A 21,399-nucleotide genomic window follows, 5' to 3' on the forward strand; every position below is an offset into this window, starting at 1 on the left:
GCAAGGAGGCGAGAACGGTGCTCGGCATCCACCACCAGACAGCCCATTCCACCAGCACGGCCAAGACCGACGAGCTCGGACGCGTCGGCTGGGTCGTCCTCGGATCCTCGCTGTTCGTCGCCGGCGCGGTCGCGCACGCGCTGTCCGGCCTCATCGCGATCGCCAAGGAGATCCTGCGCCCCGCGCCGCAGCGCGCACCCGCGCCGGTCCGCCCCGTGCGCCCGGGCGACCTCAGCGTCGCCGAGAAGGACGGATGGATCCTCATCAGCGTCCTGCTCATCGCGACCGGCGCGGTGGCCCACGCCGTCTCGCACGTCATCGGGACCATCAAAGAGGTCACCCACGCGACGCACCGGCAGGTCCGGGTATGACGCTGGCACCGGCACCACCCCCGCCGACCTCCGACTCGGTGTCGAAGGGGCGCCAGGCCCGCCGCGCCGTGCCGCGCTCGGAGCACGGGAACTGGGCCCCCGCGCAGGACCGCGCCGACCCCGTCGGCATCCTGGAGGCGCAGGCCGCCACCCGCGTCCCCGAGTTGGTGCCGATCCGCTACGGCCGGATGGCGGCCTCCCGGTTCGCCTTCCTGCGCGGCGCCCCCGCCGTCATGGCCGCGGACCTCGCCGCCGGTCCGCACACCGGCCTCACCGTCCAGCTCTGCGGTGACGCGCACCTGTGCAACTTCGGGCTCTTCGCCTCGCCGGAGCGCGCCCTGCTCTTCGACCTCAACGACTTCGACGAGACCCTGCCCGGCCCCTTCGAATGGGACGTCAAACGCCTGGCCGCCAGCATCGCCGTGGCCGCGCGCGAGAACGGGGCGCCCGACGAGTCCTCCCGGGCGGTGGCGCTCACGTCCGCCCGCGCGTACCGGCTCTCCATGCGGCGGCTCGCCGGCCTCGGCGAACTCGACGTCTGGTACCAACGGGTGGACACCGCCGACCTGCTGCCGCTGATCGAGGAGACGAAGTACCGCAAGCGCATCCGGACCACCCTGGCGAAGGCACGCGCACGGACCAGCCTCCAGGCGCTGGCCAAGCTCACCGAGCCCGGCCCGGACGGCGAACCCCGGATCGTCCACGACCCGCCGCTGCTGGAACCGATGGGCCGCGACGAACTGCCGCGCCTGCGGCAGATCCTGCTGGACTACCGGGACACCCTGCCGGAGGAGCGGGCGGCACTGCTCGACCGCTTCGAGCTGGTCGACGTGGCCCGCAAGGTGGTCGGCGTGGGCAGTGTGGGCACCCGGTGCCACATCGGGCTGTTCCGCGGACGCGCCGGCGGCGAACCGCTCTTCCTCCAGGTGAAGGAGGCCGAACGGTCCGTCCTGGAGCCGTACCTCGCGCCCAGCCTCCACCGGCACCAGGGCCGACGGGTGGTCGCCGGGCAACGCCGCCTCCAGGCCGTCGGCGACATCTTCCTCGGCTGGGCCACCGGCCCCGGCGGCCGCGCGTTCTACTGGCGCCAACTGCGCGACATGAAGGGCTCCGCCGTCGTCGACGGCATGCCGGTGGACCTGCTGGACCGGTACGCCGAGCTGTGCGGCAGCACCCTCGCGCACGGGCACGCGCGCACCGGGGACCGCGTCGCCATCGCCGCGTACCTCGGCTCCGGCGACGTCTTCGACCGCGCCATCGCCGACTTCGCCCTCGCGTACGCCGACCGGACCGACGCCGACCACGCCGCGCTCACCGCCGTGATCGACAGCGGCCGGATCAGCGCGCGGCCCGGCGTGTGAGCCGGCCCCGACGGCGGGACGGCCCTACGCCCGGCCCGTCCCGCCGCCCTCGCGCGCCGGCTCGTCCGCGCCGGACGCGCGCCGGGCCGGCAGGTGGCCGGTGAAGGCGAAGCAGGCGAGCGTGATCGCGGCGGCGGCCAGCAGCGACACCTTGAGGCCGCCGAGCTGGGCCGCGCTGTAGGAGTCGACGACGGCGGTCGCCTCCGACGGCGGGACGGTGGTCCCCGCGAGCGCGGTGGCGAGCTGGTCCGCGGGCACGAAGGTGACGCCCGCCTCGATGCTGATGCCGGCCTGCTGCTTCACGGCGTCGGAGATCTCCGGATGCCCGGCCACGGCGTTGCCGAACGCCACCGTCAACGCGCCGATCAGGATGGCGCCGATCAGCGCGGTACCCAGTGACGAGCCGAGGTTCTGCGCGGTGTACTGCAAACCGCCGACCTCACTGCGGTCCTCCTCCCCGACGCTCGACTGCACCACGTTGCCCAGCTGCGAGGCGAGCAGCCCCATGCCGATCCCCAGGGCGGCCATCGCCAGTGCGAACGACAGGTCGTCGAGCTCCGGCCGGACGGTGCCGACCAGCCACAGGGCCGCGGCGAACAGCACCAGCAACCCGACCCGCACCACCGTCCTCGGCGACGCGAACCGGGTGAGCAGCGGTCCTGACATGGAGGCGACGAGCATCGTGATCGACACCGGCAGCAGCCGCAGCCCGGTCTGGAAGGCGTTCTGGCCCTGCACGGCCTGGAGATAGAGCGGGATGACGAAGAACAGCCCGAGGAGGATCAGGTTCTGGCTGAAGAGCATCAGCAGGCCGGAGCGCAGCGATGGGATGCCCATCAGCGTGAACCTGACCAGCGGATGCTCCTGGCGCAGCTCCCACGACCGGAACAGCACCAGGAGCACCCCGCCGAGCGCGACGGCGAAGAGCGTCGGCGAGTACCCGAGGACGGTGAACGGCGGGTTGCGCGGCTGGAGCCAACCCCAGGTACTGCTCTGCAGCACCGCCATCACCACCAGCCCCAGCCCGGCGACCGACAGCAGCACCCCGACCAGGTCGATCCGCGCGTGGTGCTCCGGTGCCGGCTGCGGCTCGATCCAGCGCAGCAGGAACAGGATGACGACGACCAGGACGACCTCGCCGGCGAAGACCAGCCGCCAGGTCAGATAGGTGGTCAGCCATCCGCCGAGCAGCGGCCCCACGGCGATGCCCGCCCCCGCCAGGCCGCCGATGACGCCGTAGGCCGTCGCACGGTCCCGCCCCCGGTAGGCGCCGGCCACCAGGGCGGCCAGGGCCGGAAGGACCAGTGCCGCTCCCAGACCCTCGATCACCGACCAGCCGAGCGCCAGCAGCCCCAGGGTGGGCGCCACGGCCGTGATCGCCGATCCCACGGCGTAGACCACCAGCCCCACCGTGAACATCCGGCGGCGCCCGAACATGTCGCCGAGCTTGCCGCCGGTGATCATGAACGCCGCCATCACCAGCGTGTAGAGGGTGATCACCGCCTGGATCGCCGTGACCTCGGTGTCGAAGTCCTCGACCAGCTGGCTGATGGACACGTTCATCACCGACGCGTCGAGCACCATCAGGAACTGCGCCATGCCCAGGACGATCAGCGCTCTCCAGCGGTTCACCGTGACTCCTCGTGCTCACCGGCCCACACGGTTCGTCCGTGCCTGCCTCGTACCCTCGTACGCCCACGGCCGGGACGCCCGTCGAGAGCGGTCACCGCGTTGCGCCGAACGGCGGACCGCCCGAGGTGCCGCACGGCGTCCCGTCGCCCAGTCTTGGACGGAATCCGCAGCAGCGGACCGGGAACGGGGGCGGGGGCATCGACCGGAGGGAGCCCGGTGTGGCGCAGCAACGTGGTCAGCCCGGCCGCGCCGACTGGATCCGCGGCAGGACCGCCTGGCTGAAGGGGCGGACGGCCACCCTGCGCGACGCCCCGTTCCTGCGCCGGCTCGCGGCCCAACTGCTCCACGTCCACGTCCTGGACACCGCCACCCGCCTCGCCGCGCAGACGTTCCTGACCGCCATCCCGGTGCTGTTCGTACTGGCCGCCTTCATGCCCCAGGTGGTGCGCACCAGCGTCTCCGATTCGCTGCGCACCGTCCTGGGCCTCCAGGGCGCCTCACTCGCCGAGATCCAGGGGGCACTCAACCCCACCGGTGAGGAGTCCACCACCGACACGTTCGGCGGTATCGGCATCCTGGTGACCCTGCTCTCGGCCACGACGTGCAGCCGCGTCCTGCAGCGCCTGTGCGAGCGGAGCTGGCACCTGCCCCACCTGGCGGGCCGCCTGGCGGCGTGGCGGTGGCTCGCCTGGCTCCTGGTGTGGCTGACCGCCCTGATCGTCCAGGGCCAGATCCGGTCCGGGCTCGGGGCGGGCGCGGGCCTCGGGGTCGTGCTCTACCTGATCACGGCCACCCTGCTCTGGTGGTGGACCCAGCACCTGCTGCTCGGCGGACGGATCCCCTGGCCCCCGCTGCTGCCGGGGGCGGTGCTGACCGCCGCCGCGCTGACGGTGCTCGCCTGGGCGTCACGGCTCTACGTCCCCCACTCGCTGAACCGCAGCATCACCAAGTTCGGCCCGCTCGGCCTGGTCTTCACCCTGCTCAGCTGGCTCATCGTGGTGTTCACGGCCATCACGCTCTGCATCGGCATCGGGTACGTGGTGGCGAGCCAGGGACGACTGGCCCGGCTGCTGGGAACTCCGGTGCCGGACCCGGATGACGAGGACTGAGGCCGCCGTGGCCGCGGCCCGTGGGGCACCCGCCCGTGCGCCGGGGTCGCCTTTGCCAGCCCGGACGGTGTCGGACAGGATGGGGTTGTCAGTGCTCCGCGCTCACTATGCGCCATCCCCTCTGAGGTGAGCACCATGCCCCTCAGCCCAGCCGCCGGCTCCCCCGTCCGCCCGCCGGACGCACCTCGACGCGGCTCCGCGCGGCCGGCCCGCATACCCGGGGGCGACCCGGTGCTCGCGGCCCGCTTCGCCGTCCCCCCGATCCCGGTGACCTTCGTGCACAGACCGCGACTGGTCGGGCGCCTCGGCGACGGCCCGGGGACGTCCCTGCTGCTGGTGAACGCCCCGGCGGGAGCAGGAAAGACCCTGCTCGTCGCCGACTGGCTGGCCACGACGCGGCTGCGCGGCTCGGCGGTCTGGCTCACCGTGGAGCGGGAGGACAACGCTCCCGGCGTCTTCTGGGCCTACCTGCTGGAAGCCGTCCGGCACCACGGCGTCGCGCTGCCGGACGACATCGGCTGCCCCGCCCGGGCTTCCGAGGTCGACCACTCGCTGCTGGCCCGGCTGGCCGCCCACCTGAGCCGCCGCGAGGATCCCGTGGTCCTCGTCCTCGACGAGTTCGAACACGTGTCGTCCGCCGAGGTGGCCTCCGGACTCCACTTCCTGCTCGGCCACGCGGGCCCGGGACTGCGGCTCGTCCTGATCAGCCGCACGGAGCCGAGCCTGCCGCTGCACCGCTACCGCGCCTCCGGCAGCACCACCGAGATCCGGGCCGCCGACCTGGCCTTCCGCCCCCGGGAGACCGCCGCGCTGCTGCGCCGGCACGGCCTGGACCTCTCCGCCGGGACGATCCGGTCGCTGACCGAGCGGACGGGCGGCTGGGCCGCCGGTCTCCGGCTGTCCGCCCTGGCCGCCCAGGGCGCCGCCGATCCCGAGGCGTACCTGAAGGAGTTCGAGGCCTGCCGCAGCACGGTCGCGGACTTCCTGCTCGCCGAGGTCCTCGACACCCAGCCCGCCGAGGCCCAGGACCTCCTGCTGCGCACGAGCGTCCTGGAACGGGTCCACCCCGATCTGGCCGACGCGCTGACCGGCCGTCCCGACGGGGCGCGGATCCTCGCCGACCTCGCGCGCGCCGACACCTTCGTCGAGGCCCTCGGCCACGGCTGGTACCGCTGCCACCCGCTGTTCGCCGAGATCCTGCGCGTCCACCTGGCGGCGCGCAACCCGGGGCTGGAACGGGCGCTGCACCGCAGGGCCGCCCGCTGGCTGATCGCCGCCGGACACCTGACGGACGGGCTGGTGCACGCCGCCGCGGCCGGCGACTGGGAGTTCGCCGCGACGCAGGTCGTCGACCAGCTGACCATCGGACGGCTGTTCACCGGCCGCGGCGCGGACCGGCTCGACCGGCTGTTCGCCGACATGGCGGCCGACGCCCGGGGGCCCGCCCCGGAGCTGGTCCGGGCCGCGCGCGACCTCGCCCGCCACGACGTGGACCGCGGGCTCGAACACCTCCGGCGCGCCGAGGCGCTGCTCGCCGAACGCGACGGCGAGGACGTCCCGGCGGCGGCCCTGCTCAGCCTCGCCCACCTGCGGGTGCTGGCGGGCCGGCTGCTCGGCTCGGCCGACATGGCCCAGGCCGCCGCCGCCCAGGCCGCCCGGTGGGAGGAGGACCTCCCGGCGGGGCTGCTGCGGCAGCACCCCGAGCTTCCCGCGCTCCGGCTCACCGATCTCGGCTCCGCGCTGCTCTGGAAGGGGAGCCTCGACGCCGCCGAAACGGCGCTGTCCGCCGCTGCGGCCACCGACGGCGCCACCACGGCCTGTCCGCGCCAGGAGTCCCTCACCCGGCTGGCCCTGATCGACCTGCTCCGGGGCAGGCCGGGGCGGGCGGAGGTCCGCCTGCGGAAGGCGGGGGCGGAGGCCGAACGCGCCGGTCTGCCACCGGACTCCCGCACGGGGGCCGGCCAGCTCGTGCTGGCCGCGCTCGCCGTCGACCGCGACGACCTGCCCGCGGCGCGGGCGGCGATCGACCGGGCCGCCGGATCGGACGCGGCCGACCACGACCCGGCCGTCGCCGCGGGGCTCGCGATCGTCCGGGCCAGGACGCTGCTGGCCGAGGGCCGTACCCGTGCGGCCCTCGACCTCCTCGACGGGCTGGAGCACACTGGCCCCGCCGCCGGACCGCCGCCGCCCTGGGTGCGGGAGGGCGTGGCCGTGATCGTCTCCGCCGGGCACCTCGCCGAGGGGGACCCGGCCGCCGCCCTCCGGGCACTGGAGCGCAGTGGCACGGACGGACCGGAGTGCGCCGTCGCCGCCGCCCTGGCGCGGCTCGCCGCCGGGGAGAGCCGACACGCCCTACGGATCCTGGACGCGATCCCCGAGCACGACGGTCACGGACCCGCGGTCACCGTACGGGTCCTGCTGGCCCGGTCCCAGGCGGCCCTCGCCCTCGGCGACGAGGCCGCGGCCCAGCGCCTGCTCGCCCGCGCCCTCGCCGTCGCCCGGCCGGAGCGGCTGCGCCGGCCGTTCCGGGACGCCGGGCCGCGGCTGGCGCGGCTGCTGCGCTCCCGGCCCGAGCTGGTGGACTCCCACGGCTGGCTGCCCCCCGACCTCCTGCCCGGCCCCACGGGCGAGGCGGCCGGGGACACCGCCACGGCGGACGATCCGGTCGAGCCGCTGAGCGACCGCGAACTGGACGTGCTGAGACTGGCCGCGCAGATGCTGTCCACGGACGAGATCGCCGCCGAGCTGTTCCTCTCCGTGAACACCGTCAAGACCCACCTCAAGAGCATCAACCGGAAGCTCTCCGTCACCGGGCGCAACCGGGCCGTGCGGCGGGCGCGGGCGCTGCACCTGCTCTGACCCCGGACCGCTCCACCGCTACCCGCGGGCCAGGGCCTGTCTCTTGGATTGTGTTAGGCGCGCCGGGACCGGCGGGCGCGCAGCCAGCGCCATCCGACGGCCAGGGCACCCATCCCGAGCAGCACCAGGAACATCGCGAGCCAGGTGTTCCCGACGACCCGGGCCCCGGTGAGCAGCACGATCAGCACCGCGCCCACGGTGGCCAGGGCCGCCAGCGCGGTCCGCAGCGCCACGAGGAGCATGCTCGGGCGCAGGATCGACGAGACCCTCCCCGCCCGTGCGGCCGCGCGCCCCTCCAGCCCGTACCGGAGCAGGGCCCGGTCGGCGAGCTCGCCGGTGGCGCGGCGGTACATCACGCCGCACGCGGGCACCCACACGAAGGGGATCACGGTTCCGACTAGCAGCAGCCCGCCCAGCCCGGCCCAGCCGAGCCACTTGCGCACTGCCGAGCGCTCCGGGTCGTCGGGGGTCAGCAGGCCGATCAGGTACGCCTGGCGGCGGACGACGGCCGGCCAGGAGGCCTTCTCCCGGCCGTCGACCGAGGTCCGCGACGCCTTCCGGAGGGCGTCGTGCGCCTGCGCCGGCGTCGGATGGACCCCCTGCACCACCAGCACCTCCGCCGCCGCGTCGGGACCGCACGGGTCGCGGCCGGACAGGGCGGCGAGTTCCAGCACCATGCGCAGCTGGGCGAGCAGCGCGGCGACGAAGGCGACCGGGAGCAGGAGGATGAACGGGCCGCCGAGGAAGGAGCCCTCGACCACGGTGCGGCGCACCCCGCGGTCGATGATCCGACCGGCGGGATCCAGCCCGGCGGCCTCCGCCCGCTCGGGCGCCCGCTCGGGGTCGCCCCCCGCCCGCTCGGCGTCGCGCAGCGCCGCGGCCGTCTCGGCCGCCTGGGGGCCCAGGTAGTCGACCACGAAGGCCGCCAGTCGCTCGGGCATGTACGCGGGATCCGCCCGGAGCGTCCTCAGCAGTCGTCCCACCACGCCGGGTTGTCGCCGCGCACTCTCCGATCCGCCCATCAGCCGCAGAATAACCCCGCCGCCGCACGACCGCCCGGGCCGTCTCACCCGCTCCGGGTGAGGCGGGGCCGGGCCCGCGGCGCGTACCTGGAAATCGGGGTTCTACACGGATCGATGATCCTTCGATCGTCGGTTCCGCACGGATCGATGTCAGGAGGCTCGCGGTGGACTACCCGCTGCTCGACATCTTCTTCACCACCATGTGGATCTTCCTGTGGATCATGTGGTTCTTCCTGCTGTTCCGCGTCTTCGGGGACCTCTTCCGCGACGACACGGTGAGCGGCTGGGGCAAGGCCGGCTGGTGCGTCTTCCTGATCGTCCTGCCCTTCCTCGGCGTGTTCGTGTACCTCATCGCGAGGGGCAAGGGCATGGGAAGGCGCGAAGCCCAGCGGGCGGCCGCCACGGAGCAGGAGTTCCGCGCCTACATCCGGCAGACGGCCTCCGACACCGCGGCGCCCTCCTCCCACGTCGACGACCTGGCACGCCTCGCGGAGCTCAAGAACAACGGCGACATCACCGAGGAGGAGTACCAGCGGGCCAAGGCGAAGGTGCTCGCCTGATCTGACCCGACCCTGACCTGACGCCCCGGGGCCCGCACCGCTCCCGCTCCCCTCGGCCCGGACCCGCCCGACCGCTTGACCTTGACACGGTGACAAGGACTTCACTGCGGTCCGGGAGGTGGTCCTGATGATCAGGCCGGAAGAGGACACGGAAACGACGCCGCTGCTGCGGGGGCTGGAGCACGACGACCCGTCGGTGCGGCTGCGGGCGGCGCTGGCCGTCGGCAGCCGCCCGCACCCCGGGTTCGTCGGCGGGCTCGTCGAGCGGTGCGCGGTCGAGCCCGAGTTCACCGTGCGCGAGATGCTCACCTGGGCGCTCACCCGGCACGAGGCGGCGGCGACGCTCCCGCTGCTGCTCGACGAGGTCCGGGCGGAGCGCGCCCAGGCCCGCAGCCAGGCCCTGCACACGCTGTCCAAGATCGGGGACCGGCGGGCCTGGCCGGCGATCACGCCCGCGCTGCTGGCCGACGCCGACGACGAGGTGGCCCGCAGCGCCTGGCGGGCCGCGGTCGTGCTGGTACCCGACGGTGGGCAGCGCGACCTGGCCGTAGTCTTGGCGGCTCAACTCGGACGCGGCGGACGCGAGACGCAGCTGAGTCTCAGCCGGGCGCTGGTCGCGCTCGGGGAGGCGATGCTGCCCACGCTGAACGCCGCGACGACGGACCCCGACCCCCGGGTGCGCGCCCACGCACTCGCCACCGAACGGCTGTGGCACGACCCGGACGCCGGATTCGAGTCCGCGATCGAGGAGGCGAAGCGCACGGCGGTCTACGGTCAGGGCCGCCAGGAGGGACGGTAGGCAGTGTTGATCGGCGACGTCGCGCGGCGATCCGGGGTCAGCGCCCGCATGCTCAGGCACTACGAGTCGCTCGGACTCGTACGGCCCACGGGGCGCACCGGTTCCGGCTACCGCCGGTACTCCGACGAGGACATCCGGCGGATCTTCCACGTCGAGAGCCTGCGGTCGCTGGGCCTGTCGCTGCGCGACGCCGGCCGGGCGCTCGACGGCCCCGGCTTCGCGCCGGCGGAACTCGTCGACGACCTCATCCGCCGTACCCGCGAGCGCATCGCGGCGGAGACGGAGCTGCTCACCCGGCTGCGGCGGATCGACGCCGCGGAGCCCGCCGGCTGGGAGGAGGTGCTGGGGGTCGTCGCGCTGCTCCAGGCGCTGGAGTCGAAGAGCCCGGGCGCCCGGCAGCGCGCCGCCCTGTCGGCGGGCGACGCGGCCCGGTCCGCGGGCGAGGACGTCGCGGTGCCGGTGGAGGCGCTGGTCGAGGCCGTGCTGGGCGAGTCCGACCCGAACGTCGCCGGCGCCCTGCGCTGGGCGCTGGCGCGGGCCGGCGGGGACGGGGCGGCCCTGCTCGCGGAGGGCCTGCGCTCGCCCGCGGCCGAGGTGCGCGAACGGGCCGTCCGGTCCCTCGCCGAGTTGCCGGACGCCGCGACGACGGCGCTGCTGCGGGACGCCCTCGGCAACCCCGACGCCGTGGTCCGCAGGTACGCGGCCCTGGCGCTCGGGGCCCGCGGGGTCGCCGACGCCGTCCCGACGCTCGTCGACATGATCGTCGAGGCGGTGAACGACGCCGACGCGGCCGACGCGCTCGGCACCCTGGCGGGCGACCCCGCGCTGGCGGAGCGGATCGCCACCGGGCTGGTCGACCGCCTCGCCCACGACGCCGTCGGCCCGGACGCCCGCCGCCGCCTGGCCCAGGCGCTCGCGGAGGTCCCGGGCGGCACCACGGACCGCGCCCTCGACGAGCTCGCCCGGGACGAGGACCGTGCGGTCGCGCTCACCGCGACGTACATTCTCAAGCTGCGCAGCACGCGATAGTCGCGGGGCGGGGACGGGGGCGGGGTGGCAGGGGCCGGGCGGTTCCGTCGGCAGCGGCGGTTGTTCCTCTCGGTGGCGATCGACACCTTCGGCTCCGGCGTCTTCCTGCCGCTGTCGCTGCTGTTCTTCGTCACCGTCCAGCACTTCCCGGCGGCCGCCGCGGGCACCGCCGTCACGGTCGGGTCGCTCGCGTCCTTCGCCGTCGTACCGCTCTGCGGACGGCTGGTCCAGGCCGCGGGGCCCAAGACCTGTCTGCTCGTCGGCAACGTGCTGACCGCACTCGGGTACGGCCTGTTCTTCGCCACCGGGGACCTGGCCACGGTGGCGGCCGCCACCTTCCTGGTGACGGCCGCCGACCGGCTCTACGGAGCCGCCTGGCCGACCCTGGTCGCGCGGTTCGCCGAACCGGAGGAACTCACCGAGTGGTTCTCCGCGGTCACCGTCCTCAAGACGACCTCCCTGGGCGTCGGCACCCTGGGGGCGACCGCCCTGATGGCACTCGCCGGCGGCGACGGCCTGCGGGTCGCACTCGCGGTGAACAGCGCGAGTTCCCTCCTCGCCGCCGTCCTGCTGCTGGGGGTCACCGTGCCGGCCGCCGAGCGGCCCGGGCTCCGGGCGGCGCGCTCGAACACCCGGGCGGCGCTCGGCGACCGGCGCTTCCTGTCCCTGGTCGCGTCCCAGACGCTGCTGTCGGCGGCCTGGCTGATCCCGACGGTCGCCTTCCCGGTGTACCTGGTGGAGAGCCTCCACCAGGCGCCCTACTGGCCGACCGTCGTGGTCGCCGTCCGCTACGCCACCGCCACCACCCTGCAGATGCGGATCAGCCGCCGGCTCTCCGGCTGGAGCCGGTCCCGGGTGCTGCGCCTGTCGATCGGCGCGGTGGCCGCCGCCATCGCCCTGACCGCGGCCATCTCGACCGCCCCGCACCGCCTCCAGGGCCCGCTCGCCGTCCTCGTCGCGGCGATCCTGGCGCTCGCCGAGCTGGCCTCGAAGCCCACCGCGGCCGCGGCGGCGGTCACCATGGCCCCCAAGGGCGACGAGGGCCCGTACATGTCCCTGTTCCAGCTGACCTGGACGGTCTCCTACGCCGTCGGCCCGGCCGTCATCGGCCTGGGCCTGCAGAACCCCCCACTGCTCTGGACCGCCCTGTTCCTCTGCGTCGCCGCCAGCGCCCTCGCCCACCGCCTCCGGGCCCCGCTGCGGCAGCCGGCCCCGCCAAGTCCCGCTCCCCACCCGCCGGTTGAGGTCCGATCGACCCATCTCGGCTGCGGCGCCGGGGACTTGGACCAGGAGGCCAAATCGCAGCGACCTGCACCGGGAGCCGCCGGACGGCGATCACCCTGACCGACCCGCCCCAACCCCCGGGAAACCGCCGGACGTCAGCGCCGGACCGGCGGCCGCTCCACGAGCCCGAAGGCGCGCAACTGGTACGGGAGGGCGGCCGGGCGGCGCCACCGCAGGTCGAGGCCGCAGGCGCCGAGGACGGCGCCGAAGGCGTGCCGCATGGCGTCCTGGACGGCGGTACGGGCCCGGGCGGCCTGCTCGGCGGGGGCGGCGGCCAGGCGGCGGGAGGGGTTCCAGCGGAGGTCGGCGACGCCGGTGGTGTCGTCGCCGTCGTCGACGGGCCGGCACGGCGCGAGGGTGATGCCGGGTGCGTGCAGGTGGTCGGCGACCGGGAGGCCGGCGAGTGCGGCGGTGCGGCGCACCGCGTCGACGACGTCCGCGTCGATGCCGAGGTCCTGCGGGCGGGAGCCGGCCGGGGCGGAGGCGGCCGGGCCGGTGGCCGGGGCGGGGCCGCCGGCGCCGCCGACCCTGGTCTCGCCGTCGAGCCGGCCGGCCACGACCTCGATGCCGAAGGCCGGCAGGAACTCCGCCAGCGCGTTCTGCATGCCGGCGGTGACGACCCGTCGGGCGGCGGCCGCGGGCTGCCCGGGCTCCTCCATGGCGGCGGCGGCCGCCAGCCGGGGGCCGGGTTCCCAGTGCAGGGCGATCAGCTTGGCGCAGTCGTCGGAGTCGTCGTGCGGCCGGGCCGGGCGCAGTCGGACGCCGGGCCCGTGCCCGCCGTACCCGACGGGCAGGCCGGCCAGCAGGAGCGCCTCGGTGACGCGGTCGGCGAGCAGCGGGTCGATCCGGGGCCCGCTCAGGGACGTGTCCTCCGCAGCCGTGTCCACGCCGTCCTCCTCCTCAGGGCCACGGGCGGCGGCCGACCGGCTGCGCCCCGAGGGTACGGCGTACCCGGGCGGCCCGCCGGTGAATCCCGGAACCGGCCGCCGCGACACCCGCCCGTCCGGCGGTCGGGCCCGCGGGGGCCCTACAACCAACCGCGCCGCGCCGTCTTCAGCCCGGCCTCGAAGCGGCTCGCCGCGTCGAGGCGTTCCATCACGGAGGCCATCTGCCGCCGTACGGTCCGCACCGAGACGCCCAGCCGCTTGGCCGCCGCGTCGTCCGTGAGCCCGGTGGACAGCAGCCGCAGCAGCTCGCGCTCCCCGGCGCTCAGCGTCAACGACGCCACCTCGTCCCGGTCTCCGCAGATCGGGACGGCGGTCTCCCAGGTCTGCTCGAACAGGGCGACCAGGGAGGCGACGATGCCGGGCTCCCTGGTGCACAGCGCGCCGGCCCGGGTGTTCTCCGGGTCGATCGGCACCACGGCCGTGCTCCGGTCGAAGACCAGCATCCGCGGCGGCAGCGCCGACGCGGTGCGCACCTCGGCGCCGAGGTCGGCCATCCAGCGGGCGTAGTCGAGGGTCTCCGGGGCGTCGTGGATGCTGTCCTGGTAGACGGTGCGCAGCCTGACTCCGCGTCGCAGGGCGTCCTCGTCGAGCGGGCGGGACGCGGCCAGGCTGGCCGCGGACTGGCCGCCGCCGGGCATCACCGCCAGGACCTCGGTGGTCAGCCGGGCGCTCAGCACCTCCAGCTTGTCCTGGATGGCGTCCAGGCCGAGCAGCCGCTCGCGGTCGGCCACCGGGGTGTCGGTCCGTACCTTCGCGTACTCCCCCAGGGCGCGTGCGACGGCGGCCTTGGAGGCCGCCAACTCCTGCTGGCGGCGCGCGAGTTCTTCTTCCTGGCGGCGCAGCAGGATCTCCAGTCCGCGCTCCGGGCTGACCGGCCGCAGGGTGCCTGGCCGTTCGCGGGAGGTCCGCAGCAGGGTGAGGTCGGCGAGCCGGTCGAGGGCTGTGCGCACGTCGGCCTCGGGGAGTTCGAGCCGCTCGCAGAGTTCCGCGACCCCTCCCTCCGGATCGGCGAGCATTTCCCGGTAGACGGCTTCCGCAGTGGCGTCCAGCCCCAGCAGTTCCAGCACTTCACGACCCCTGATCCCCGTGGACGATTCCGTATGCCCGGTCGGCCCGGAGCCGATCTTTCCTCCGGCCGGAACGCGATCGCAAGGGCATGATCCGGTCAACGCCCCACTCCAGGGGCGTCCGGGCCCCGGCAGGTCCCGCGGCGGGGCGGGAATCCGTCCCGCCGCCCCGCGCGATTTTGCAGCATGCTGCCTGTCCTGATCCTGCCCCCGGATTCCCTTCCCGTGGGGGGCCGCGAAACGGAAGGATTCGCCGTGCGCGCAATGCACGAATTTCCGGACATCCAGAACTGCGGTCTCCCTCAACGCAGTTCCCGCACAGAACAGGACTCCGTCGTGGCCGTCCGTCCATTCGCCGCCGCTCTCCTGACCCTCACCATCGCCGGCGCCGCCGCCCCGGCCCTCGCCGCCGCTTCGACCGCCTCCGACGCCGCGCCGTCCGCCGTCCAGGGCACGGGCGGGTCGATCGGCTGGGACGTCCCCGGCGCCGACTCGATCGGGTGGGACGCCCCGTCCCCCCGGTCGATCGGCTGGGACGCCCCGCCGGTCGACGACTTCGCCGGGCGGGTCTGACCTGCGGTGTTCGCGGTCCATCTGACCGTGCCGGCCGATGCCGCCTCCCCGTCGGGAGAGGCGGCGGCCGTGGAGGTCCAGGCCGCGCTGTGGGCGTGTGCCGGTCCGGGTGACGGCCTGGAGCACGTGCGTGCCCGCGCCGTGCCCGACGGCGTGGGCCTGGTGCTCTACGTCCGGGCCCCGGACGGGACGGCGGCCCGGTCGAGGGCGCAGGGGCTGCTGGACCGGGCGCTGACGGCCACCGGCCGGCTCCCGTCCGGCCTCCGCTAGTCGCGCCGACCGCCGGTTCCCGGCGGCGGTGACCCGTCGTCACGCCCGAACGGTTTCCGCGCTTCCGGACGGTTTTCGACCGATCTCACCGGTCCGGAAAATTGGCCGATTCATTGCGCCGGCTTTACCCGGGCATATCTGACATGCACTCGGCAAGTCGGCTATGCCCCCCTTCCCCGACGCCCCTTCCCCTCCTTTCCGAACAGACCGAACAGACCGAACAGACCGACCCGAACAGTCGAGGAGTTCCATGTCACGCCCCACGGGCGAATCACCACGGCACCGGACCGAAGCCGGCTCGCCGCCCCCCACCGCGCCACGCCGCCGCAACAGCGTGCTGCGCAACACCGCCGTCGCCCTCGCCGTGGTGCTCTCCGCCGAGGCCGCCGCCGTCATCATGACGACCGGTCAGGCCGTCGCGGTCACCCCGGAGCAGGCCCCGAAGCCCGCCAAGGCGCAGGGCCCCGCCGAGGCCAAGGACATCCCCACCGCCCACCTCAAGGCGCGGCTGGAGAACCGCCGGATCGAGGTGGTCGACGAGCGCACCGAGGCCACCACCACCTGGATCAACCCGGACGGCACCACCACCCTGGACCTCGCCACCGGCCCCGTCCGCTACAAGGACAAGTCCGGCAAGCTCCAGCCGATCGACGTCGACCTCGCCAAGCAGTCGGACGGCAGCGTCAAGGCCAAGGGCCACCCGCTGAACCTCTCCCTGGCCGGCGCCACCGCACCCGCCGCCGCGTCGAAGTTCAAGGCCGCCGGCGCCCCGGCGGGCGACCCGAAGGCCCCGACCACCCCGCTGGTCTCGCTGGACAACGGCCAGGGCACCGCCATGTCGCTGTCCTGGCGCGGCACCCTGCCCGAGCCCACCGTGGACGGCGCCAAGGCCCGCTACGCGAACGCGCTCACCGCCACCGACCTGGTCATCGAGTCCACCCGGACCGGCTTCGAGCAGTTCCTGGAGCTCAAGGACCGCTCGGCGGTGGCCGCCAACGGCAGCGTGACGCTCACCCTGGACGCGGCCGGCCTCCAGGCCCGGCAGAACCCGGACGACTCGGTCTCCTTCCTCGACCCGAAGACCGGCGAGGAGAAGGGCCAGCTGCCCGCCCCGGTGATGTGGGACGCGCAGGTCGACGAGCGCAGCGGCGACCACACCCGCACCGCGCCGGTCGCGCTGAAGGTCACCCAGAACGGGAACGCGATCGACCTGACGCTCACCCCGGACGCCGCCTTCCTGAACGACCCGAAGACCAAGTACCCGGTGACCATCGACCCGGCGGTCAACATCGGCGTCGGCTTCGACACCTTCGTCCAGGAGGGCTACGCCACCGACGTCTCCTCGCAGACCGAGCTGAAGCTGGGCAACAACGGCTCCGGCCAGGTGGCACGTTCATTCCTGCAGTTCCCGATGGCGAAGATCAGCGGGAAGCAGATCACCAGCGGCAAGCTCAACCTCTGGAACTTCCACAGCTGGTCCTGCACCGCGAAGAGCTGGGACGTCTGGGACACCGGCACCGCCACCACGGCGACCCGCTGGACGGCCCAGCCCGGCTGGAACAAGAAGTGGGCGACCTCCACCGCGACCAAGGGCTACTCCAGCTCCTGCAACGACGGTTGGGTGAACCAGGACATCACCAGCCTGGTCAAGGCCTGGGCCGCCAACGGCAACGCCAACAACACCCTGGGCATCCGGGCCACCGACGAGAGCGACCCGTACGGCTGGAAGAAGTTCAACTCCGGCAACGCGACGTCCAACACCCCGTACCTGTCGGTGACCTACAACACCCCGCCGGCCGTCTCCACTCTGGTCTCCCCGGCGAACGCCGCGCTGACCAACGACGCGACGCCGACCCTGTCCGCCAAGGCGACCGACCCCGACGGCGGCAACATCGCCCTGGACTTCGAGGTCTGGACGTCCAACGGCACCGCCGCCCTGCAGTCCGGCCGTACCGCCATGGCCGCCTCCGGCTCCACGTTCACCTGGACCCCGGGCACCGCGCTGCCGGCCGGCGCCTACAAGTGGCGCTCGCGCTCCTGGGACGGCACCGCCAACAGCGCCTGGTCCGCGTTCCGCACCTTCACCGTGGACACCACGGCGCCGGGCGCGACCACCGTCTCCTCCGGGGACTTCCCGGCCGGCCAGTGGTCGGGCACCCCGGACGCCAACGGCGACTACAGCGGCACCTTCACCTTCACCCCGCCGACCGGCGACGTGAAGGACCTCCAGTACAAGCTGGACGGCGGGGCCTGGGTCACCGCGGCCACCACCGGCACGCCGGTCAGCGCCAAGCTCACCTTCAAGGCGGGCTCCCACACCATCACGACGCACACCCGCGACGCCGCGGGCAACGTCTCCGCCGACAAGACCTACGCCTTCTACGCCGGCAAGGGCGCCGCCCTGGTCGCGCCCGGCTCGGGCGAGCGCCCGGCCCGCCGCACCTCGCTGCTGGCCGAGGGCAACAGCAACTACACCGGCGTGCGCTACCAGTACCGCCGCGGCGAGACGGACGCCTGGAAGGACGTCCCGGTCGCCAACGTCTCCACCACCGACGGCAAGGCGGTGGCCGCCTGGCCGTTCGCCGCCCCCGGCGGCAAGCCGGCCGCGCTGACCTGGAACATCACCGACACCCTGGCCGAGAACGGCCCGGTCGACGTCCGCGCGGTGTTCACCGACGGCACCGCCACCGACTCCACCGAGCCGAACACCGTCACCGTGGACCGCAACGCGGGCACCGCACCGGAGACCAAGGTCGGCCCGGGCGAGGTGAACACCCTCACCGGTGACCTCACCCTCGCCGCCACCGACGCCGAGGGCTTCGGCCTGCACGCCGAGCGCTCCTTCTCCTCCCGCCGGCCCGCCAACGGCTCGGCCCAGGAGGGCCAGGCGGCGATCTTCGGTCCGCAGTGGAGCTCCGGCACCACCGCCGAGCTCACCGACTCCGCCTACACCTACGTCCGCCAGACCTCGGCGACCTCCCTCTCGGTGGTCTCCTCGGACGGCTCCGAGGTCGGCTTCACCGCCACCGGCGCCGGCGGCTGGAAGCCCGAGCCCGGTGCCGAGAACCTCACCCTGACCGGCGCGTTCACCGGTGCCTTCACCCTGAAGGACACCGAGGGCACCACGGTCACCTTCGCCAAGGTCGACTCGGCCGCCACCACCTGGCAGATCTCCGGCTCCTCGCTGCCCAGCGACAACTCCACCACCTCGGTGGTCTCGGAGAAGGTCGTCGCCGGCGGCAAGACCCTGGCCCGCCCGAAGTACGTCGTCGCGCCGTCCTCGGCGACCGCCTCCGCCAACTGCGCGGCCGTGCCGTCCACGGCCGGCTGCCGGGTACTGGAGTACGTCTACGCCGACACCACCACCGCCACCGCGTCCGCCCTGGGCGACACGGCCGGCCAGGTGAAGCAGATCCGCCTGTGGTCCACCGACCCCGGCGCCGCCACCGCCACCGCCGTCGTCGTCTCGCAGTACGCGTACGACGAGCAGGGCCGGCTGCGCGAGGTCTGGGACCCGCGGATCAGCCCGGCGCTGAAGACCGCGTACGGCTACGACGCGGCCGGCCGGGTCACCACCGTCACCGAGCCCGGCGAGCTGCCGTGGACCCTGGAGTACGGCAAGGCCGGCAACGCCGCCACCGCCGGCGACGGCATGCTGCTCGCCGCCTCCCGCCCCACCCTCAAGCAGGGCAGCAAGGACGTCACCGACGGCACCGCCACCACCTCGGTGGTCTACGACGTCCCGCTGAGCGGCGCCAACGCGCCGTACCCGCTGGCGCCGTCCGACGTCGCGGCCTGGGGCCAGAGCGACGCCCCGACCGACGCCACCGCCGTGCTGCCGCCCGACGCCGTCCCGGCCACCCACGACGGCAAGGCGCTCGGCACCGCCGGCTACAACCGCGCCTCGGTGACGTACACCAACGCCTCCGGCCGCGAGGTCAACACCGCCACCCCCGGCGGCGGCATCACCACCACCGAGTACAACGCCTACGGCAGCCCGGTGCGGACCCTCTCCGCGGAGAACCGCATCCTCGCCCTGGCCACCACCGGCAACGACCTGAACAAGCTGCGCGCCCTCGGCATCGCCGGCCGCTCGACGGCCGACCGCGCCCAGGTGCTCTCCTCCACCTCGGTCTACTCGGCCGACGGCAAGCGCCTGGTGGAGCAGTTCTCGCCGCTGCAGCTGGTCACCCTGGAGCACCCGCTGGCCGCCTCCGGCACCAGCCCGGCCCTCGCGGCCGGCGACGAGGCCCCGGCCCGTTCCCACACCGTCAGCAGCTACGACGAGGGCCGCCCGGCCAACGCCGCGGTCAGCGACCTGGCCACCTCGGTGACGGTCGGCGCCCGGATCGACGGCTACGCCGCCGACGCCGACCAGCGCACCACCGCCACCGGCTACGACTGGGCCCAGGGCCTGGCCACCAAGTCCGTCCAGGACCCGGCCGGCCTGAAGATCACCACCGCCACCGGCTACGACGCGAGCGGCCGGGTGACCTCACAGAGCCGCCCGAACTCCACCGGCTCCGACGCCGCCACCACGGTGACCACCTACTACACCGGCACCGGGACCGGCGCCTGCGCCGGCCACCCCGAGTGGGCCGACCTGGTCTGCTCGATCGCCCCGGCCGCGCAGATCGCCGGCGGCGGCGCCAACCCGCTGCAGCTGCCGACGAAGACCTTCCAGTACGACCGCTGGGGCAACGTCGCGGTGCAGACCGAGACCGCCAACGGCGTCACCCGCACCACCACCCGCGGCTACGACGCGGCCGGCCGGCCGGTGAAGATCTCGACCAGCGGCGGCACCGGCACCGCGGTCGCCGACACGGTGTTCGGCTACGACCCGGTCAACGGTGAGCTGACCAGCACCACCAACGGCAAGGCCACCATCACCCAGGGCCACGACAAGCTCGGCCGCCCGGTCTCCTACGACGACGGCGCCGGCAACGTCACCACCACCGAGTACGACAAGCTCGACCGCCCGGTGAAGAAGTCCGACTCGGTGCCGTCCACCATGACCTACGGCTACGACACCGCCAAGGACCCGCGCGGCCTGCCCACCTCGCTGACCGACTCGGTGGCCGGCACCTTCACCGCCACCTACGACGTCGAGGGCCGGCTGGTCACCCAGACCATGCCCGGCGGCAACACCCTGACCAGCACCTACGACAGCCAGGGCGTCCAGACCGGCAAGACCTACACCAACCAGGCGGGCACCGTCCTGCTGGCCGACACCGCCGACTTCACCGTCCACGGACAGCAGGCCGGCCGCACCCAGTCCGACGGCAACAGCACCACCAGCGGCTACACCTACGACGCCACCGGCCGCCTCACCAAGGCCGCCGACAGCACCGGCCTGGCCTGCGCCACCCGGACGTACGCGTTCGACAGGAGCAGCAACCGGACCAACCGCACCAGCGTCACCGACGACTGCGACCCGGCCACCGCCGACGCCGTCACCCAGGCCGAGAACCACGGCTACGACACCGCCGACCGCCTCACCGACACCGGCTACGTGTACGACGCCTTCGGCCGCACCACCGCCCTGCCGAAGGGCACCCAGGTCGGCTACTACAACAACGACCTGGTCCGCACCGAGACCCTCGGCGACGCCCGCAGGACCTGGGACCTGGACGCCTCCGGCCGCCTCGCCGTCTCCACCACGGAGACCAAGGGCACCGACGGCACCTGGGCCGTCACCGCGCAGGACACCAAGCACTTCGACGGCGGCAACGACAGCCCGACCTGGTCCAAGGACGCGGCCGGCCGACTGACCCGCAACGTCCTGGACCTGACCGGCCAGCTCACGGCCGCCACCGGCACCGACGGCGGCGCGGTCCTGCTGCTGACCAACCTGCACGGCGACGTGTCCGTCCAGATGTCCCCGGACGGCACCGAGGACCTCGCGGTCTACCACTACGACGAGTACGGCAACGTCGTCGACGCCACCGGCTCGACCGACTACGGCTGGCTCGGCGGGGCGCAGCGCGAGACCGACAGCGTCTCCGGCCTCTCCCTGATGGGCGTGCGCCTGTACGACGCGACCACCGGCCGGTTCCTGCAGACCGACCCGGTCCTGGAGGGCTCGCCGAACGCCTACGGCTACCCGGTCGACCCGATCACCATGGACGACCTGACCGGCATGTCCTGGCGGAAGAAGTGGGTCGCCAACTTCAGCCGGGCCGAGGGCAACACCATCGGCGGCCTGCTGATCGTCTCCAGCAAGGTCTCCAAGGGCATCTCCAGCATCCTGAAGAAGCTCCCGCACATCGCCGCCCGGGCCGCCGGCTGGGTCCTGTGGGCGCTGTCGTACCTCATGAAGAGCATCGGCAAGAAGTTCATCAAGTGCGCCAACAAGCGGGGCAGCCACGGGGTCCGGTTCACCTTCGGGATCTGGGACTCCAGCCACTGGCTGGTGCCGGACTACCCGACCTACCGGGTGGACCCGCGCTACTGAGCCGGACGCGAAGCCCGCTGACGTTCCATTGACGTTCCACTGACGCAAGACAGGATGCAGGA

The 21,399-nt window shown here is 74.0% G+C and carries 15 protein-coding genes; 11 read left to right on the forward strand and 4 right to left on the reverse strand.

Annotation, left to right across the window (positions count from 1 at the left end):
- The first annotated feature begins 17 nt into the window (after positions 1-17).
- Positions 18-371, forward strand: a complete 354-nt coding sequence (locus tag ACGF13_RS19635) for a hypothetical protein (protein ID WP_392876544.1) — start codon at positions 18-20, stop codon at positions 369-371.
- Entirely contained in the window at positions 368-1,732 is a 1,365-nt protein-coding gene (locus ACGF13_RS19640) for a DUF2252 domain-containing protein (protein WP_392876547.1), read from the forward strand. Before ACGF13_RS19635 ends, ACGF13_RS19640 begins: the two co-directional genes overlap by 4 nt.
- Positions 1,733-1,756: 24 nt before the next feature.
- Here the strand turns inward: ACGF13_RS19640 and ACGF13_RS19645 are convergent, their stop codons facing one another.
- Positions 1,757-3,364, reverse strand: a complete 1,608-nt coding sequence (locus ACGF13_RS19645) for an MFS transporter (protein ID WP_392876550.1) — start codon at positions 3,362-3,364, stop codon at positions 1,757-1,759.
- Between the two features lie 218 nt (positions 3,365-3,582).
- On the opposite strand from ACGF13_RS19645, the gene ACGF13_RS19650 reads away from it, so the two are divergent.
- Together ACGF13_RS19650 and ACGF13_RS19655 are read left to right on the forward strand one after the other, a co-directional pair.
- Entirely contained in the window at positions 3,583-4,473 is an 891-nt protein-coding gene (locus ACGF13_RS19650; protein WP_392876553.1) for a YhjD/YihY/BrkB family envelope integrity protein, read from the forward strand.
- A 135-nt stretch (positions 4,474-4,608) separates the two neighbouring features.
- Positions 4,609-7,332, forward strand: coding sequence for a LuxR C-terminal-related transcriptional regulator (locus ACGF13_RS19655; RefSeq protein ID WP_392876556.1), 2,724 nt, complete (start codon positions 4,609-4,611; stop codon positions 7,330-7,332).
- A 53-nt stretch (positions 7,333-7,385) separates the two neighbouring features.
- Here ACGF13_RS19655 and ACGF13_RS19660 read toward each other — a convergent pair whose 3' ends face one another.
- Positions 7,386-8,273, reverse strand: coding sequence for a hypothetical protein (locus tag ACGF13_RS19660; RefSeq protein ID WP_392876559.1), 888 nt, complete (start codon positions 8,271-8,273; stop codon positions 7,386-7,388).
- Positions 8,274-8,518: 245 nt separating this feature from the next.
- On the opposite strand from ACGF13_RS19660, the gene ACGF13_RS19665 reads away from it, so the two are divergent.
- The 4 genes from ACGF13_RS19665 to ACGF13_RS19680 all read left to right on the forward strand — a co-directional run bounded on the left by ACGF13_RS19665 (position 8,519) and on the right by ACGF13_RS19680 (position 12,086).
- Positions 8,519-8,914 carry an SHOCT domain-containing protein gene (locus ACGF13_RS19665; RefSeq protein ID WP_392876562.1) on the forward strand — a complete coding sequence of 132 codons (396 nt, stop codon included), beginning with the start codon at positions 8,519-8,521 and terminating at the stop codon, positions 8,912-8,914.
- A 127-nt stretch (positions 8,915-9,041) separates the two neighbouring features.
- The gene (locus ACGF13_RS19670) at positions 9,042-9,713 is read left to right on the forward strand and encodes a HEAT repeat domain-containing protein (protein WP_392876565.1); all 672 of its coding nucleotides are present in this window, start codon (positions 9,042-9,044) and stop codon (positions 9,711-9,713) included.
- 3 nt (positions 9,714-9,716) lie between these two features.
- Positions 9,717-10,742 carry a MerR family transcriptional regulator gene (locus ACGF13_RS19675; RefSeq protein WP_392876568.1) on the forward strand — a complete coding sequence of 342 codons (1,026 nt, stop codon included), beginning with the start codon at positions 9,717-9,719 and terminating at the stop codon, positions 10,740-10,742.
- Positions 10,743-10,814: 72 nt separating this feature from the next.
- On the forward strand, positions 10,815-12,086 hold the full coding sequence (locus tag ACGF13_RS19680; protein WP_392876571.1) for an MFS transporter: 1,272 nt from the start codon (positions 10,815-10,817) through the stop codon (positions 12,084-12,086).
- Between the two features lie 35 nt (positions 12,087-12,121).
- Here ACGF13_RS19680 and ACGF13_RS19685 read toward each other — a convergent pair whose 3' ends face one another.
- Positions 12,122-12,913, reverse strand: coding sequence for a hypothetical protein (locus ACGF13_RS19685; protein ID WP_392876573.1), 792 nt, complete (start codon positions 12,911-12,913; stop codon positions 12,122-12,124).
- A 140-nt stretch (positions 12,914-13,053) separates the two neighbouring features.
- On the reverse strand, positions 13,054-14,040 hold the full coding sequence (locus ACGF13_RS19690) for a LuxR C-terminal-related transcriptional regulator (RefSeq protein ID WP_392876576.1): 987 nt from the start codon (positions 14,038-14,040) through the stop codon (positions 13,054-13,056).
- 336 nt (positions 14,041-14,376) lie between these two features.
- Here ACGF13_RS19690 and ACGF13_RS19695 point away from each other — a divergent pair, with 336 nt between their 5' ends.
- The 3 genes from ACGF13_RS19695 to ACGF13_RS19705 all read left to right on the forward strand — a co-directional run bounded on the left by ACGF13_RS19695 (position 14,377) and on the right by ACGF13_RS19705 (position 21,337).
- On the forward strand, positions 14,377-14,613 hold the full coding sequence (locus tag ACGF13_RS19695) for a hypothetical protein (RefSeq protein ID WP_392876579.1): 237 nt from the start codon (positions 14,377-14,379) through the stop codon (positions 14,611-14,613).
- A gap of 27 nt (positions 14,614-14,640) precedes the next feature.
- A complete protein-coding gene (locus tag ACGF13_RS19700; protein ID WP_392876582.1) occupies positions 14,641-14,883 on the forward strand; it encodes a hypothetical protein in 243 nt (80 codons plus the stop codon).
- Positions 14,884-15,133: 250 nt separating this feature from the next.
- On the forward strand, positions 15,134-21,337 hold the full coding sequence (locus ACGF13_RS19705) for a DNRLRE domain-containing protein (protein WP_392876585.1): 6,204 nt from the start codon (positions 15,134-15,136) through the stop codon (positions 21,335-21,337).
- Positions 21,338-21,399: the final 62 nt, after the last annotated feature.

This window comes from Kitasatospora sp. NPDC048286, from assembly GCF_043201735.1.
In the GTDB taxonomy this organism is placed as follows: Bacteria; Actinomycetota; Actinomycetes; order Streptomycetales; family Streptomycetaceae; genus Kitasatospora.

Excerpts from the sequence above, each read along its gene's own strand:
- ACGF13_RS19660 (WP_392876559.1), bottom strand. The coding sequence starts at position 8,273 with ATGCCCGAGCGACTGGCGGCCTTCGTGGTCGACTACCTGGGCCCCCAG.
- ACGF13_RS19640 (WP_392876547.1), top strand. The coding sequence starts at position 368 with ATGACGCTGGCACCGGCACCACCCCCGCCGACCTCCGACTCGGTGTCG.
- ACGF13_RS19655 (WP_392876556.1), top strand. The coding sequence starts at position 4,609 with ATGCCCCTCAGCCCAGCCGCCGGCTCCCCCGTCCGCCCGCCGGACGCA.
- ACGF13_RS19705 (WP_392876585.1), top strand. The coding sequence starts at position 15,134 with ATGTCACGCCCCACGGGCGAATCACCACGGCACCGGACCGAAGCCGGC.
- ACGF13_RS19670 (WP_392876565.1), top strand. The coding sequence starts at position 9,042 with ATGATCAGGCCGGAAGAGGACACGGAAACGACGCCGCTGCTGCGGGGG.